At 53.2% G+C, this 15,481-nt stretch carries 13 protein-coding genes and 1 other RNA gene; 2 read left to right on the plus strand and 12 right to left on the minus strand.

Features of this window, described 5'->3' with window-relative positions; genetic code table 11:
* Positions 1 to 361: 361 nt before the first annotated feature.
* The 6 genes from O146_RS0106235 to O146_RS0106260 all read right to left on the minus strand — a co-directional run bounded on the left by O146_RS0106235 (position 362) and on the right by O146_RS0106260 (position 6,237).
* Entirely contained in the window at positions 362 to 1,345 is a 984-nt protein-coding gene (locus O146_RS0106235) for a hypothetical protein (RefSeq protein ID WP_081820598.1), read from the minus strand.
* 62 nt (positions 1,346 to 1,407) lie between these two features.
* Positions 1,408 to 2,163: an iron ABC transporter ATP-binding protein gene (locus O146_RS0106240; RefSeq protein WP_027017965.1), complete on the minus strand. Its 756-nt coding sequence runs from the start codon at positions 2,161 to 2,163 to the stop codon at positions 1,408 to 1,410.
* Positions 2,160 to 3,209 carry an iron chelate uptake ABC transporter family permease subunit gene (locus tag O146_RS0106245; protein ID WP_051137398.1) on the minus strand — a complete coding sequence of 350 codons (1,050 nt, stop codon included), beginning with the start codon at positions 3,207 to 3,209 and terminating at the stop codon, positions 2,160 to 2,162. Before O146_RS0106245 ends, O146_RS0106240 begins: the two co-directional genes overlap by 4 nt.
* Positions 3,210 to 3,303: 94 nt before the next feature.
* On the minus strand, positions 3,304 to 4,347 hold the full coding sequence (locus O146_RS0106250; protein ID WP_023018217.1) for an ABC transporter permease: 1,044 nt from the start codon (positions 4,345 to 4,347) through the stop codon (positions 3,304 to 3,306).
* A gap of 163 nt (positions 4,348 to 4,510) precedes the next feature.
* A complete protein-coding gene (locus O146_RS0106255) occupies positions 4,511 to 5,560 on the minus strand; it encodes a siderophore ABC transporter substrate-binding protein (RefSeq protein WP_023018218.1) in 1,050 nt (349 codons plus the stop codon).
* A 227-nt stretch (positions 5,561 to 5,787) separates the two neighbouring features.
* A complete protein-coding gene (locus O146_RS0106260; protein WP_231892386.1) occupies positions 5,788 to 6,237 on the minus strand; it encodes a DoxX family protein in 450 nt (149 codons plus the stop codon).
* A gap of 178 nt (positions 6,238 to 6,415) precedes the next feature.
* Between O146_RS0106260 and O146_RS0106265 the strand changes: the two genes are divergently transcribed.
* A complete protein-coding gene (locus O146_RS0106265; RefSeq protein ID WP_021353709.1) occupies positions 6,416 to 7,906 on the plus strand; it encodes a peptide MFS transporter in 1,491 nt (496 codons plus the stop codon).
* An 86-nt stretch (positions 7,907 to 7,992) separates the two neighbouring features.
* Here O146_RS0106265 and O146_RS12180 read toward each other — a convergent pair whose 3' ends face one another.
* Both O146_RS12180 and ssrA read right to left on the minus strand, forming a co-directional pair.
* Complete coding sequence (locus O146_RS12180; protein ID WP_051619301.1) at positions 7,993 to 9,018, minus strand: DUF2891 family protein; 1,026 nt, start codon at positions 9,016 to 9,018, stop codon at positions 7,993 to 7,995.
* A 509-nt stretch (positions 9,019 to 9,527) separates the two neighbouring features.
* Positions 9,528 to 9,915: a transfer-messenger RNA gene (ssrA, locus tag O146_RS12430) on the minus strand.
* 150 nt (positions 9,916 to 10,065) lie between these two features.
* Here ssrA and O146_RS0106275 point away from each other — a divergent pair.
* Positions 10,066 to 11,097 (plus strand): DUF4300 family protein, encoded by a 1,032-nt coding sequence (locus tag O146_RS0106275; protein ID WP_051619302.1) that lies wholly within the window; start codon positions 10,066 to 10,068, stop codon positions 11,095 to 11,097.
* Positions 11,098 to 11,183: 86 nt separating this feature from the next.
* Here the strand turns inward: O146_RS0106275 and O146_RS0106280 are convergent, their stop codons facing one another.
* The 4 genes from O146_RS0106280 to ftsE all read right to left on the minus strand — a co-directional run bounded on the left by O146_RS0106280 (position 11,184) and on the right by ftsE (position 15,437).
* Complete coding sequence (locus O146_RS0106280) at positions 11,184 to 13,190, minus strand: acyltransferase family protein (RefSeq protein WP_027017970.1); 2,007 nt, start codon at positions 13,188 to 13,190, stop codon at positions 11,184 to 11,186.
* 78 nt (positions 13,191 to 13,268) lie between these two features.
* Positions 13,269 to 13,778 (minus strand): SsrA-binding protein SmpB, encoded by a 510-nt coding sequence (smpB, locus tag O146_RS0106285; protein ID WP_021353701.1) that lies wholly within the window; start codon positions 13,776 to 13,778, stop codon positions 13,269 to 13,271.
* A gap of 22 nt (positions 13,779 to 13,800) precedes the next feature.
* Positions 13,801 to 14,703, minus strand: a complete 903-nt coding sequence (ftsX, locus tag O146_RS0106290) for a permease-like cell division protein FtsX (protein ID WP_021353700.1) — start codon at positions 14,701 to 14,703, stop codon at positions 13,801 to 13,803.
* Between the two features lie 44 nt (positions 14,704 to 14,747).
* Positions 14,748 to 15,437 carry a cell division ATP-binding protein FtsE gene (gene ftsE, locus O146_RS0106295; RefSeq protein WP_023018224.1) on the minus strand — a complete coding sequence of 230 codons (690 nt, stop codon included), beginning with the start codon at positions 15,435 to 15,437 and terminating at the stop codon, positions 14,748 to 14,750.
* Between the last annotated feature and the right edge of the window lie 44 nt (positions 15,438 to 15,481).

Below are 15,481 nucleotides of genomic sequence, written 5' to 3' on the forward strand. Positions count from 1 at the left end.
CTCACACAACACCACCACCCCACTACTCAAGCACCCTTATCAACGAGCACCCTTCCGTAAAGCAGCCAGACCGATGTTACACACCACGTTGCAGAAACACAAACCAGAACACTGTGTCGTTCATCACAACAACCGGAACCAGAAAGCCCCCACAACCAGCGCCACCCACCAACACAACAAACAGCAAAAACCATCCGAAAGCCAGCGAGCATCGGCCCTATAAAATTATCACCATCACCACCAGACAAACAAAGAACACAACCACCAGAACCAACATCCTGTGAAGTTATTTTCTCTGTCAGCCCCTCGCGGCGACTTGGACAAGCTTAAGCGATAACAAAACACAATGCAAATTCGGGATTTATTGCAAAAGTTTCTGCAGGTAAGGGGCTGTTTTTATGAACAACACCATTACGCACAACTCGACCAAGGTTTGCGTGACTATCACGATCGGAACCGCCTCAAAACCATCCGGAAATGCGAAAGCAATCGGCATAACAACTAGGGAATTTCGGGTGACGCCAGAAAATACCGCTGCCACCCCGTCGTCGATACGCAAATTAACCACTCTTACGGCAACAATTCCGACCATCGCCATGATTACTGCGAAGACGACATAGATAGCTACCGCAGGTACCAGCTCGCGGCCTTCGCGGAACACATCTGCGCCGTACGTCGCGGTGATGGCGAATAACGTCACCATCATCAACGGCACCATTGCGGCATCTAAGGTGATTCGAGCGTGTCTGGCTATCTTTCCGACGCTCCGGTGCCGCGACGTGCGTTCACACCGCTGTAGTAACCATGCACAACCCAGTGGGATAGCCAACATCCCCACAACGGCACGCAACATTGGCCCCATCGCAGAATCAACGAATTCCGCCCCAATCAACCGCGGGAGTAGCAGACTGAGCAGCGTCATCTGCAGCAGAAACAGCAACGGTGTGATCGCCAACAGCCGGTGATGCGCGGCTCCGGCCATGCCAGAAAATGGCACCACGTAGTCGATGCACGGGGCCAGCAAAACCAAAGTAATCCCGATGAGCAGCACCTGGTCACCACGTACAGGCTGGATTAAAGCCCAAACAACACACGGCACGATGAGAAAATTTAAAACCAAAATTAGTGCGGTTAGCCGTGGGGCTAATCGCACTCGCCGGAGCGGGAGCGCAGAAAACGTCGACAGCATCAAGAGACCAAGAACCGGAGTCGCCATCTTCTCCAGGTCCCACGGGGAGGCGAGAAGGCCGAGCAGTATCGCCGCAATATAGAAAAGAACCTGGTGCTCAGCAAGGAAATCTATCCAACGCTGCTTCCGCTGTGCCACCAGGTTCTGATTCATCATATCGCCGTCACATTAGCGACGTCATATTTTTCTCTGTCACATTCTCACCGTCGTCGGTTAATCTAGTGATAGCAGGCCAGCAGGCCGTCCGGCCCATCAATCACGGCGATGTTCGTATTGAAAATCTCGGTAAGAATCTGATTTTTCATGACCTCTTCTGGAGTACCGAACTCGCAAATCTGTCCGTCTTTTACCGCACAAATATAGTCCGCGTAGCGTGCAGCGAAGTTAATATCATGCAGCACCAGAATGATGGTCCGCCCGAACTCCGGACCTACTTGTTTCAGGTGACGCATCATCTCGACTGAATGCGCAATATCAAGGTTATTTAGCGGTTCATCGAGCAGCACATAATCGGTTTCCTGGCACAACACCATCGCGACGTACGCGCGTTGGCGTTGCCCACCCGATAGCTGGTCCAAGTAGCGGTTTTCCAACGAAGTGAGATTCAGAAAGTCGATGTACTTCGAAATGACTTCCTCATCAGCAGGCGTCAAACGACCTTTGGAATACGGGAAGCGCCCAAACCCGACGAGCTGGCGCACCGTCAAACGCGTAATGAAATGATTTTCCTGGCGCAGAATGGAAACAATGCGCGCCAATTCCTTCGACTTCGTATTAAAAATGTCTGCCCCACCGACGGTAATCTCTCCGGAATCCGGCTGCAGTAACCGCCCGATCATCGTAAGCAAGGTTGACTTGCCGGCGCCGTTCGGGCCGACGAGCGCGGTGATACCGCCGGCAGGAATCTCCAGATTCACCGGGCCAATCTCAACGTCACTGCTATAGGCCTTGTGCAGGTTTCGGAGGGTAATCACAAGCGTCCCTTTCTCAAAATGACAAATAGGAAGACCGAGCCGCCAACCAGCTCGATGACGATCGAGACGACTCCCTGGGCATAGAAAACGTGGTTGAGCACAAAATACGCACCAGTGAGTACTGAAAATGCGGTCAATACCGCCATGGGGAAAACGAAACGGTGGTCAAAAGTATCGGCAAATTGATAAGCCAACGTCGCTACCAAAAATCCAAGGAAGGTCATTGGTCCGACCAATGCCGTCGAAACCGCCATCAGCACGGATACCAAAATCAGCGTACCAATCGACCACAACTTATAGTTCAAGCCCAGGTTCATTGCTGCGTCTTTGCCAAGCCCCAGCACATTCAACCTGCGCGAGAAAACGAACAATAGTCCGGCCGCCCCCAGGCAGAGCGGAATAGCTAACGGATAATATTCCGGATCAGCATTATTGACCGACCCAAACATTCGTGCGGTCAACACATCGAACTCGGACGGTGTGAGCAAGCGCTGCATGAAAGTCGAAATGGAACCCAGACCGCCACCGATAATGATGCCGACCAGCAACATGGCGTGCATATTTGCATGCCTTCCGGTCAACAGCCAAGAATACAGAATCAAGGAAAGCAGAATCATCACGACGATCTGGAACACGAACGTCGACAAGGTGCGGGCGTTATGCAATCCAGCCGCTCCCAGGAAAAACACGGTCGAGGTATGAATCAGCACATACAGCGATTCAAACCCCATGATGGAAGGGGTAATAATGCGGTTATTCGTAACGGTATGAAAAGCCACCGTCGCCATGGCCTGACAGATCGCGACCACCGCCATCGCGATCACGGAATTCATCCGCCGCTCGGCAATGAGCCAAAATTGCTCGGTGCCCACCGGCATCGGGTTCCCATAAGCCAGAAGGCCGAACCCGCAACCAGCAGCTATGACCGCGAGGACACCGAAAATAATCCAATATTTGCGAGCCGCGGCGGAATTTTGAAAGGCAGAGGCACTGCGTTCCCTTCGTTGTTGCCCTTGGTTCTCGCTTATGCATGCTGCCGCACTCATACCGTCTTCCACACGATCCGAAGACTCAGGATTTCCCACCTGCGCACGATCTGCTGTACGAGAAGTGCGTGCCGATACCTTATTTGTCTCAAGATTATCCACGGCGTGCCTGCCTAACAATCAGGGTGACAAAGACAATGGCACCAACGATGCCCAGAATGACAGAAACGGGCATTTCGAATGGACTGATAATCGTACGTCCGATGAGGTCGCACACCACCACAATCGCGATTCCCAACAAGCAGACCCACGGAAGATTCGAGCGCAAATCATCGCCGCGGAACATGGAGACCACATTCGGCACAATCAAGCCCAAAAACGGCAAGGCTCCCACCACTACCGTGACCACGCCGGTGGCTACAGCGATCAAGGCAGTGCCCGCCAATACGATCCGCGCATAATTAACGCCAACGTTGGTGGCAATATCTTCACCAAGCCCGGCGACCGTCAAACGATCGGCAAAGAAAAAAACCGCAACGGCGATCGCAACAACTACCCACAGCACCTCATATTGGCCTTTGTATACCGAGGTAAACGAGCCCATAAACCAGATGCCCAACGATTGCAGCATATCGAATTGCAAGGCGAAAAAAGTCGAGATCGACGAGACCACTGCGCCCAGCATGATGCCGATAATTGGAACTACCAACGATGACCGCAACGAGACCTTGCGCAAAAACAGGAAAAACACCATGGTGCCGACAAAAGCAAAAAAGACGGCACCAATCATGCGTTCAAGCACCGACGCCGTCGGAATGAAGTACATGACAAACAGCAGACCAAGCCCGGCCCATTCGGTAGTTCCAGTGGTGGTCGGCTCCACAAATCGGTTTTGCGTCAGTAATTGCATGACCAAGCCCGACATCGCCATTGCCGCACCTGCTAATACCAACGCAATAGTACGTGGCAAGCGCGTGATGTAGAAAAAGTCCGAACCGTCAGCTGCTTCAAAAATGTTGTATTCGCCAACCATCAGTGATGTCACCAGCAGCGCTGCGACGACGGCGAAACCGACGGCCAGTTTCCAGTCAAATAATTTCGTGCGTGTCTGCGCTCGCCGTGATTGGGATTGCTGTCCCGGCTCGTCGGGAGGCGGACTTGTGCCATCGGGGGTGCTAGGCGTTGTGGCAGTGGTCATGTCTTGTGCCTTCATTTCTTCATCATCGACCGATGCTCATGGCAATGCCGAGGCTACGAATTCGTAGCCTCGGCTGGCATTGTAGGCCTCACTTGTGCATCATTCGAGGAATAATGACTACTCTCGGGACGATCACTCGCACCTACAAACGAGAGCGGAAGAATTACTTCTTCGCTGCTTCAAACGCGTCAGCGATATCGTTCAGAATCTCGGTGTAGGTAATGATGGATTCGTTAGTGTAGGTGTCTTCTGGAGCGTAGACAATCTGCCCGTCTTTGACAGCAGCGACGTTACGCAGAGCATCGGAACCTTCAATCACATCTTTCGCTGCCTGGTAGCCAGGTTCCAACCGTGCAGAAATTGCAGCGTCGCGGTCCAGCACGAACATCCAGGCTGGGTTCGAGTCTGCGATGGCTTCTACGGAAATATCATCACCTTTGTGGTTTTGTGATGCATCATCAACCTCGAGCGCAGGTTTCAAATCCAGCATGTCGAAGATCGGTCCATAAACACGGCCCTTGGACGGAGCGACATATCCAAGCTCACCACCGGAGACGTTCAGTGCCATCACGCTGGATTCACCATCATAGGCTTTCTTCGCGCGTTCGATCGCAGCATCAAATTCGTCGACGAGCTCTTGGGCATCGTCCTCATGCCCGAGCACCTCTCCGAGTGCCAATGCATGCCGACGCAGCTCTTCCGCGAAGTCTTCGTCGTCACGAGGCTCAAACTCTACCAACGCAGCATCTGGGTTCAGCTGCTTAATGTCGTCGTAGTGCGACTGGAAACGCTGCCCATTGATGATGAGATCCGGCTGTGCAGCAACCAAAGCCTCGAGGTCCGGTTCGCGGTGCATACCCAGATCGGCGACCGAATCGTCCTCGCGGTAAGCATCGACCGTATGCGGAACCAGTTGCTTCGGAGCAGCAACCAGGTCTACTCCCCACTTTTCCAAGATCTCGAATGAGCGGTTATCCGTTGCAGCAACAGCCTTGGCGTTTTTCGGGACTTCCTGGGTGCCGTGGTTGTCTTCAATGGTGATGGTGTCACCGTCGGAGGCAGCATCCGACGAAGAGTCCGCAGCGCTTGATTCTGCCGACGTCGTCGCATCTGCGCTGGTGCTCTCGGCATCATCAGTGGAACAAGCTGTAAGAACCAGGCTGGATAGAGCAAGTCCAGTGATTACGGTATTGCGGATCTTAATTGAAGCCATCTTCGTTCACTTCTCCTCGGGGGTAATGTTCGTTCGCAAAACTGGAAATTCTCTGTGTGAAACCTCTTGTACACACAGCCAAAGCTTAACCCTATTAAGCACGGGTTGACTTAACAAGGATTGGCTGGACTATTACACCCTTAGATGGACACGATTCATTAGGAAATCGTTACTTAACCAGCATTTTCCTATGCTTTTCCAATCTTCCCCCTACCCCCGCTAGTGATTTAAGCGACGTTGCGCTTGCCGACACGCCATGCACCGTAGATTAAAGGAATTTGTAGAGGTAGTCGCATTACGCTCACCACAGCTTTTCGCCGTGACTGCGGCACCCACTGCCTCATCATTTCCACGTTTGCGGGAAACACTGCAACCAAAAACGCCGCCGCGACATAACCGGCAATCGAGCGGGTATGGGGTTTCCGCAGCGCATATGCAAGCCCGAGTTCTGCTGCGCCACTGACATAAGTAGCACACCGTGCAGAGACCGGGACCCACCCCGGAACAATCGAATCGAAAACCGCGGGGCGGAGAAAATGCAGTACGCCCGCGACACCGAAAATCGTGCTCAGCCCACGAGCATCTGGCGTTATTCGCTCATTAAGCCGTTGGAACTGCCCACCCCGGCTGGTCGAAACACCCAGCACGTCGGTTTTCTTATCCCGTGTCATATTCATTTCCCGCGTCGCATTCATTTCCCCAACTTAGCAAAATTGCTTCTTGCAAATTGCAGGACTCATATTCGTATTTTCCACGCTTCTATTCGTCGTTTAGCCCCCTTGTGTTCACAGCACAAAAGTGTAGTTTTAGGCTGTTAACGTAATCATTTTCGTGAGTAAGTTCGAGGATTCTCTCATGTCTACATCTCAGTCGGCGACAGACACCGGCACCGCACCAGACGAAACCGGGCCAGATACCGGTTCCGCAACCTTCTTTGGCCACCCACGCATGCTGGCCAACCTGTTTTTCGTGGAAATGTGGGAGCGATTCTCCTTCTACGGAATGCAGATCATCTTGGTCTACTACCTCTACTATTCCGTTGCCGACGGCGGGTTAGGTCTCGATAAAGGCGCTGCTACCGGTGTAATCGGTGCGTACGGTGGCATGGTTTATCTGATGGCTATTGTCGGCGGATATCTAGGCGATAAAGTTTGGGGCCCCGAGCGCACGCTGTTTTATTCAGCCATTGCGATCATGGCAGGTCACATCGCATTGGCCATAATCCCAGATGTCAGCGGTGTCGTCGTCGGCTTGATCCTTATCGCCGTAGGCTCCGGTGGTCTGAAAACCAACGCATCTGTCCTGGTCGGCTCGCTCTATGACCTCAAAGACACCCGCCGGGACGCTGGTTTCACCATCTTCTACATGGGCATCAACATCGGTGCGCTGCTGGGCCCCTTGGCGACGAACTTCGCCTGGGATGTATCCGGTTTCCACCTAGGCTTCGGCATCGCGGCCATCGGTATGGCACTAGGACTCATCCAATACTGGTTCACCCGGAAAAACTTGCCAGCCAGTGCTCACCACGTGTCGAACCCAGCGTCGGCCGCGGAAAAGAAAAAAGCACTCGCTGCAACCATCGCGTTTATCGTTCTCGTCGTCGTCATGGTGTGGGTCGGCCTCATCACGCCAGGCAATATCGATACCTGGGTTATCGGGCTCATCGCGATCTGCGCCATCGTGTTGTTCGTAATTTTGTTCCGCAGCGACAAAACCAACGAAACCGAGCACTCCCGTGTCAAGTCTTTCGTTCCTCTATGGTTCGGAAGCGTGCTGTTCTGGTCGCTCTACCAACAACAGTTCACCGTTATGGCGGTCTATTCCGATACGCGTTTGAACTGGAATATCTTCGGGATGGAGCTCAAGCCCGGATTGTTCAACTCCATCGCACCGCTGTTCATCATCATGTTCGGCACACTGTTTTCCGTCATGTGGACCAAAATGGGCGAAAAACAGCCCACTATTGTCACCAAATTTGCACTCGGTCTACTGGGCGCAGGTATCGCCTTTGCCATTTTTCTGTTTCCTAGCGGACAAGCAATCGTCAACGTGGGATGGTTAGTGGGTGTTCTGTTCGTGATCACGCTAGCCGAGCTATGCATCTCTCCAACCGGCACATCGCTGGCCACGAAACTGGCACCAGAAGCCCACAAATCCCAAATGATGGCGCTGTTCTGGACTTCATTGGGTATGGGCACTGCCATCGCTGGATGGTTGGCGCAGTTCTACAGCGAAGAAAACGAAGTCGTGTACTTCTCGATCATGGCGAGCGCGTCATTGATTGGTGGTTTCGCGGTATTCTTCGCACGCAAGCCGATCCTAAAAATGATGCGCGGAGTACGCTAACTCCCCACGTGCATCCATCATCTGCAACCCTTGCTGGCCAGACTGAGAAAACCTCGGACTGGCCAGCTTTTCTTATACACCGTCTGCTATAGCTCTGGCTCGTCTGCCCCGTCTGCGCGAATGGCCAACAAAGCGTAGGTGGTCAACCAATGCGTCGCCATAAAATCTCCGTCGACAAGCTGCTTTTCCACGCTGTCCAACATTGCTGGTGTGCGGTCCGCGATCACCTCTTGAGCTTTTCGACCCAAATGTGGTGCCAGCTCACGCAACATCCACGCGCGTGATAGCGTCAAGCCATACAAATGCGCCAATTGACCATCAGACGGGTCCAAAACTTCCGGGGTCTGGGTCAAGAAAACCAGCGCTTTTTCTTGGCTAGACAAGAATTTTTCTAGCCACGCACTAAATTCGGCTTTATCCAGCAGGCGAGAAAGCAACAGCATTTCACACAGCGCATTCGAGAGGAAGTCACTGCCCGACAGCTCCCATTCCACCGGGTAATTGCAATCCCCCAAGAACAGGTTGCGGGCGGCGTCGGCAAGCACATCGGCGAGTCGACCTCGCCCCATCGCTTGCGCGGCATCCAGCATCAAAAACAGATTGAATGCCGTGTTGTAATGCATACCGTGCCGGATCGGATGGCTTAGCGCAGAAACCCACTTCATGATGTGCTTCTCAGTTAACTCAACTAACGGAAGGAATTCTTCCCGCCCAGAACGGCGCGCAAGTTGTAGCAACCAGGCGCGGCCGTAGGGCTGCTCAAAACTGGGATCATTGACCAGATAATCATATTCAGCCTGCAGGGACTGCTTATCCCACCGCTGTTCCAGGATATTATGCAGGCGCGTACTAGCTTCCGACGATAGCTTTTCTTCTGACAACAAGCGCACCGCCGAATATTGCATGTGCACGCTGGAGTGCCAATCGAAACAGCCCCAGAAACTCGGGTGCTGCGTGCGTGGCCGCACATCGCAATCATCGGCAGAGGTACTAATGTGCATATTGACTGCAGGAAATTCCTGCTCCAGCACATCCGCAATACCGCGGGCCCACTTTTCTGCAAACTGCCCTAATGATCTTGTGGCAAAAAGTCCTGGAGTCGAATCAGTCATAGCTCACAGTATGCCGAAGGTTTTGCTGCTGAGCCCGAATTGCGCCCCGATTGTGTCCAACCCACATTTTTCAGACATACGCCAGGCATGTATCCGGAATCTTTCTGGATAGCGATACGGATAAGCATCCGGCAGATCCCATAATTTGGCTGATCGATGCCAGTAGTCGCCCCGTAAGAGCGCCAATAAAACATCCCATCGCCGGTAATCATGTCTCAGGTAATCAAGTGTTTGGTGCATTTTTGCAAATAGGCGCGCTAAAAGCGGCCTTTTTTGTTCACTATTTGCAAAAATGCACCATATGTCGACACGACGACCAGGCACATTCCTGGGGATTAACCCAATTTGGCGTTTAACCCGAAGATCATGGCACATATGAAATATTTATGGAAGATGAATACCCCCACATACACGCCTATGCACGCTACTGCACAGTTAGCATAACCGCAGTACAAGTGGTGATTACATGAGAAAAGCCCAGGTTATTGCTAACCTGGGCTACCCTCATATTGTGGAGCTGCCGGGACTTGAACCCGGGTCCTTCGTTGTTTCGCCAGGGCTTCTCCGTGCGCAGTTCGCGCATGATCCTTACTCGGCCCTCCGACTCGCACGAACACGTCTCGGAAGATGGGCCCAGCCATCAGTGAGTGTCCCTACTGGCCCTGATGACTCAGCCAGAAGGCAAGCTCTTTAGTCGATGCCAGATTCCAAGCCAAGAGCATAACTTGGGCTGACAGACACGCGGTCGCTGCAGCTTAATTAGGCAGCGAGGGCGTAGTCACGCTGAGAGGTCTTCTCTGCGTTTATTGTATTTGTAACGCCGCTTACGGTGGCCGTTACCTTACACCGGCACGCTTCCCCTGGCTCAACAGACGAAGTCGAAACCAAATCAACCCCGTTGTCAGGGAAACCCTTGTAAGCGATCAGAATACACCTGCTTGTTGGCTATGTGCAAGCTTGTGCAAGCTTAGGACTATACAACCCGCAGAGCATACTCGCTCTTGCCTGCGACCACATGCAGATTCGTAATTTCGTTAGCATGAACCAATGCGCACGAAACTTTTCCTCGCTTCTTCGCTAACCACCACCCTATTACTAGCAGCATGTGCTGGACCAGAGAGTTCCAGTGAAAGCCCGGCAACAACAGAGTCAACTGGAACAGCCGAGGTAGCCGAAGCAACTCGAGCAACCGGGGCAAGCTCTGCAGAAATTGCGCCTGCAGATTCCTCATCTGACGCGCAACGAAGCCAGTTCCCCACCGCAGAAAATGACGCGGCGAAGCTGTTGGAAGGCATGACGGTCAGCAATCTCGTCGACAAGAAATCGCAGGAGACCGCGCATAAGGCACTCACCGATGCAGGTGTGCCACAGGAAAGTATCGACGGTTTCTTCCGGCTTGTCGACGAATACAATCACGCCGTTCCGACCGGCAGCCTCATCAACGACGGATTCACCGACTACGGAACGCAAGATCCAGACTATGACGTTGAGGCAATCACCACGGCCTGGCAGCAGCATCACGCCAATTATGCAGGCACGAACTGCCGAATCAACACCTTTACGCTGGCAGATTCCCTGTTCACCGTCAGAAACCAGGACAACCCGAACGAGTCTCTACTGTTTATCGACCAGGAGTCGCTGAACAACGCGCCAGTAGAAATTCTGGATGAGCAAGAGCGCCGCAAGTTCGCTGCGTTCTATAGCAATATCTCAACGACGACAGATCAAGACCCGGCACAGCACATCGCCGATATCCAGGCACATTTCAACGAGCGTGGCATCGAATTCGCCGAGACCGACGCCCGAGTGATCTCAATGTTTTCGCACGACACGCTCACTGACCCGGCGACGCTATTCATTGGGCACACCGGCGTCGCAGTGCCGCTGGACGATGGCTACCTGTTTCTAGAAAAAATCGCCTTCGATATGCCGTACCAAGCCATCACCGTGCGGGATATGCAGCAGCTCAACGACTATTTAATGCACAAATACGACGATGGGCCAGCCCTAGAATATGGCCGACCCATCATCTTCGATAACGACGAAGTCATCGACGGTATGCGCTTCGCCAAGCGCTAATACCCGGGTTCGCTAACCCAGCTAGGCACAAGACGAATTAGTCAGCAACGTCGGCTAGTCTCACAACATCTTCCGGAATGGCCCGGTTAGCAGAGAGTATCGGTGTTTTTATCCCCGTTGACGTATTGCTGCAGCGCATATGTGATCGCAGTAACGTATTCGGTAGCACCAATCGGATCCGGGTGGATACCGTCCTCGCGCAACGCCCCTGGGGTGTGCATCGCGTGAGTGCACCAGTCCGCAATATACACATTGTCATAGGTCTTAGCTGCCTCAATGATTTGCTCGCGGGCGCGCGGCATCCAGGATCGGTCACCATATGGCAGAACCATAACGACGGTGCGGTCTTCGCCCATAATCTCCATCATCGAAGCAATCTCGCCCGGATGGGCCTCGCTATTGGTCCCGAATCCGAGGACCACCGTGTCGCGCAGCAGTCCTTGCGAGGCCAGAGATGATGCAACCTGGATGCCGACTCCCCATGCCCGGGAGACATCCGCATCAACATAAATGCCTGGGTATTCTTCGTTCAACGCCATCAACGATGCCAGCATCACCGAATCACCGATGGCGGTAATTTCATCACCGGCGGGCATGCTGCGATCGGAAACGTCTTCCTTATTTGGCTTGTCCTTCGATTTCTCACGATCGCTAGAACTGCCCGTGGAGCTGCTATCGTTGCTGCTTTTCTCGCCGTCGCTCTTCTCAGTATCTATCTTTTTGGCATCCCCGGTTTCAGCATCGCCAGCTTGCTCCTGCATCTCTTGGCGTTGCTGCCGGTTGTGCTCAGCAAGCGCATCCAAATCTTGCTCCAGCTGCGTTTTATCTGATGAATTCACCACCGCGTAGGCAGTTCCGCTCACCGAGCCAACGGTAAGCACGAGCCCGGCTATCCAAGCAACAGGCGCTTTGGGCGACGCCGGAGCGGAAGCCGAAGCCTTGCGCGGACGGTGCGCCCAGATAACTGCGAAGACTGTGCCATAGCCCTTGCGCCGGAAAGGGTTTTCTATCCAGCGGTAGCTCAATTCCGATAGCCCTAGCGACACTGCCACAGCTAAAAGCCCCCACCAGGCAGCATGTCTGTCCAGTGTCTCCACTGGCGCCAGCTCGCGGATAATCATTATGACCGGCCAGTGCCACAAATAAATGGAAAACGACCGCTGCCCCAGATAACGCATCAGCGGGAATTCGAAGATCCACCGCAGCGGAGCGACTTCATAGATCACTGCGTAGATCATTCCGGCGCCTGCCAGACTCGTGATAAACAATCCGCCCCAATACGGGAAATTGCCATCATCGGCCATGAAAAATAACTGGACTACATAGATCGCAGTAGCACTTACCCCGATCAGTGCGGCCAAGAACCGCGCTCGCGCAAGCTCTAGTACAGGCCAGGAATCACGTGTCGGATCAGCTTTGCTGGTGGTCAGCAACATCGCCAATACGGCTCCGATCAGCAAGCCAAACGCATGAGTATCGGTGCCGTAATACACACGAGTGGGATCAGCATCCGGGGAATAGACCACCGCCATGGCAATCGCCGAAGCTACCGCCGCCAGCAGCGATGCCAGCGCAATATGCAATCGCTTGCGCGCACCCCACACGGCCAGCAACGCGAACAATGCTAAAGGCCACAGCACGTAGAACTGCTCTTCTACTGCCAGTGACCAATAGTGCGCAAAGACTTCGACCTCGTTATCAGCAAAATACGAGGCCGACGTAGCGATCTGAGTCCAGTTGCTGACGAAAAACAGTGAACCCAAAAACTGCGTCCGGATATTGACTGCAAAATCGCCCCCAATAACACCGACAATCGCGGTGCAGACCACAAGCACAACGACCGCCGTCGGTATGATCCGGCGCAGGCGACGTATCCAGAAGTCCTTCAGATTTACGGTTCCGGTCGTGTCATATTCCCGCAACAGCAACGAAGTGATTAAAAACCCCGAAAGCACAAAAAACATGTCAACGCCCAGATAACCGCCTGGTAACACGTCGCCAAAAAAGTGGTAAGCCACAACCGCTGCCACGGCTAAACCACGCAGACCATCAAGGCCAGCGACTTGCCGTAATCGAGCACGAGTTTTAGACATGAGCTCCAGCCTTTTGCGCCATGCACGCCGTTAAGTAAACATAATTCACCGGAACAACCTCACTCCCAACGAAAATTACTAAACGTTGATGCCCTTCACACGACGTCCCAGCTCTCGAGAGACTTCACGGTTGATGTCGCGGCGTTTAATGTCCTCACGCTTATCGCGGTTCAATTTACCTTCCGCGAGCGCGATTTCACACTTCGCTCTTCCATCTTTGAGGTATACCTTCAGCGGGATTAGCGTGCGGGAGCCATCGCGGACCTGCCCCATCAGCTTGTCGATCTCTCGCCGGTGCAGCAACAGCTTGCGGGTACGCTTCGGTGAGTGGTTCGTCCAATGCCCCATGGAGTATTCCGGGATGTGCAGGTTACGCAACCAAATTTCATTTTTGTCCAAGGTGGCAAACGCGTCGACAAGAGAAATCTTTCCTTCGCGCATGGCTTTAATCTCCGTACCTACCAGCACCATTCCGGCCTCGTAGGTATCGAGAATCTTGAAATCGTGGCGTGCCTTGCGGTTGGTTGCCAAGACCGCCGAGTTGGCCGCCACCGCGTTCTTTTTCGCCTTATTTCCCTTTTTCGCCATAATAAATGCAATCCTACTAGCTTTACTTCCGCACGTAAGAGCGCAACGTGATATACGCGGTAACCCCAGAAAAAGCCATGCCTACAACTGCCACAGTCGGGAAACTAGCCCAGATATCGCGCGTACGGATCGGAGCAATCAACTGCGCCTCATAAAGCCCCGCCAATGAGGGATCCACAATCATGAATTTCGCTGCAAACAAACCAGCCCCGGCAACAACAGCACCGAGCAAGGTAGCCAACATCGCTTCAATAACAAACGGCGCCTGCGTGTACCAGCGGGAAGCCCCCACTATGCGCATAATTCCGATTTCTTCGCGACGGTTGAAAGCCGCAATTTGCACCATGTTGGCGATCAAGAAAATCGCAGCTACCGCTTGCACAATAGCCAAAATAAACGTCGCATTCCGAATGGTGTCCAAATTATCCGTGGCCCCACGGACGTCTTCTACCTGATCAATGACGCCATCCACCTGCGGAAGATCGCGAATTGGATCCAGCGGGCTGGTATCGGTCGGGTCAGCCAAACGGACATGCAGTGCAGCGGGCAGCGCGTCCGGCGAAGTCTCTTCCACCAACACTGGGTCGGTTTCACCGAAAACTTCCACAAACCGTTCATAGGACTGCGCTTGCGAGCGGAAAATCACCGATTCCACGCCATCTTCCGACTCCAAAGCTTGTTTAACCTCGCTACATTGTTCCGAGGTGCAGTCTTCATCATTCGCCGAAACTTCTTCATTCAACTGGACCATTACCTCTACACGCTCGAGATAGATGCCCTTGGTATCCGAAGCCATCATCGAAACCAACACCCCTGCGGTGACCAGGCTGAGCGAAATCGCAGTCGTCACAATCAGCGCAAAAGCCATGGTGAAGTTGCGGCCCAAGCCCTTGAATGATTCTTTGAGCACAAAACTCAGTTTCATATATTTCTCCTGCCCCTGCGGGCTCTCGTTCCTAGCGCGCTTGCCTACCGCGATTCGCCATATACACCGTGAGCTTCATCGCGCACGATCTTGCCGAGGCTCATTTCGATCACGCGTTGACGCATGTCGTTAACCGTGCGTGCGTTGTGCGTAGACATAACGACGGTAGTACCCTTGGCGTTAATCTGCCGTAACAGCGTCATGATCTCGTCTGCGGTGTGCGGGTCCAAGTTGCCCGTCGGCTCGTCGGCAAGCAACAACAATGGCCGGTTTACAAATGCGCGGGCAATGGCGACACGCTGCTGTTCACCACCTGAAAGCTCATTCGGCATCCGGTTGGCTTTGGCATCCAGCCCAACCATTTCCAATGCTTCCATGGTGCGCTTTTTAATGCGCTGTGGCCGTTCGCCAATGACCTCCAGTGCAAAAGCCACATTGTCGTACACGTTTAGTTTGCTGAGCAGACGGAAATCCTGAAAAACGTAGCCAATGCGCTGCCGCAGTTTGTTAATTTCGCTGCCTTTCAGCTTGTTGACGTGAAAGTCTGCGAAATGGATATCACCTTTGGTCACGTTGGTGTCCCGGATGAGGAGCTGCAAAAACGTTGATTTTCCTGATCCGGACGGACCGATCAGGAACACGAATTCACCTTTCTCGATCTGCAAATCGATTTCATCCAGCGCGGGACGTGTTGACGTCGCGTATTCTTTGGAGACTTTGTCGAAAGTGATCACACGTAACACTCTAGCCCCAACCGTGTACCTCGGGTGCTAATGTC

Source organism: Corynebacterium pseudodiphtheriticum DSM 44287 (assembly GCF_000688415.1).
Lineage (GTDB): Bacteria > Actinomycetota > Actinomycetes > Mycobacteriales > Mycobacteriaceae > Corynebacterium > Corynebacterium pseudodiphtheriticum.